The following is a 618-nucleotide window of genomic DNA, read 5'->3' as shown; positions in this document are numbered from 1 at the left end:
AGCGCCACGACGGTGAAGAAGGCGGGGGTCGGAGCCCGGCCGGTCTCGATCTTGCGGAGGGTCTCGGCGGAGATGCCGGCGACCGCGGCGACGTCGGTCATGCTCCGCGGGCCGCGCGCCTCGCGCAGCAGCCGGCCGAGCTGTTCGCCGCGCTCGCGCTCTTCGGGGGTCAGGGGGGTGCGCACCATGACACCCATTCTAATACCGGTATAGTAATTGGCATGGTTGAATTCAAGACGGACGCCTCCATCGATGCCATGTACGCGGCCGGCCAGGTGGTCGGGCGCGCCCTCACGGCGGTACGGAAGGCCGCTGACGTGGGCGTGAGCCTGCGCGAACTGGACGAGGTCGCCCGCGCCGTCCTGCGCGGGGCGGGCGCGACGTCACCCTTCCTCGGGTACCGGCCCTCCTTCGCCCCGACCCCCTTCCCGGCGGTGATCTGCGCCTCGGTGAACGACGCGATCGTGCACGGCATCCCCACCGGCTACCGCCTGCGCGACGGCGACCTCCTGTCCGTGGACTGCGGCGCCCTGCTCGACGGCTGGGCCGGTGACTCGGCGATCAGCTTCGTGGTCGGCCGCCCGCGCCCCGAGGACCTGACCCTGATCGACACCGCCG

General features: G+C 72.0%; 1 protein-coding gene and 1 pseudogene (1 of these 2 cut by a window edge). One reads left to right on the top strand and one right to left on the bottom strand.

Annotated elements, in window-relative coordinates:
• Window positions 1–188 (bottom strand): helix-turn-helix domain-containing protein (locus tag CCN33_RS08320; protein ID WP_086692751.1); only part of this gene is annotated, 188 nt, incomplete at its 3' end.
• 33 nt (window positions 189–221) lie between these two features.
• Between CCN33_RS08320 and CCN33_RS08315 the strand changes: the two are divergent.
• A pseudogene (locus CCN33_RS08315) lies at window positions 222–618 on the top strand (type I methionyl aminopeptidase) (it continues 231 nt past the right edge of the window).

This window comes from Streptomyces recifensis (assembly GCF_002154615.1).
GTDB lineage: Bacteria > Actinomycetota > Actinomycetes > Streptomycetales > Streptomycetaceae > Streptomyces > Streptomyces griseoluteus.
Note: the sequence above shows the minus strand (reverse complement) of the source record. Positions and strands in the feature narration are given on the sequence as shown.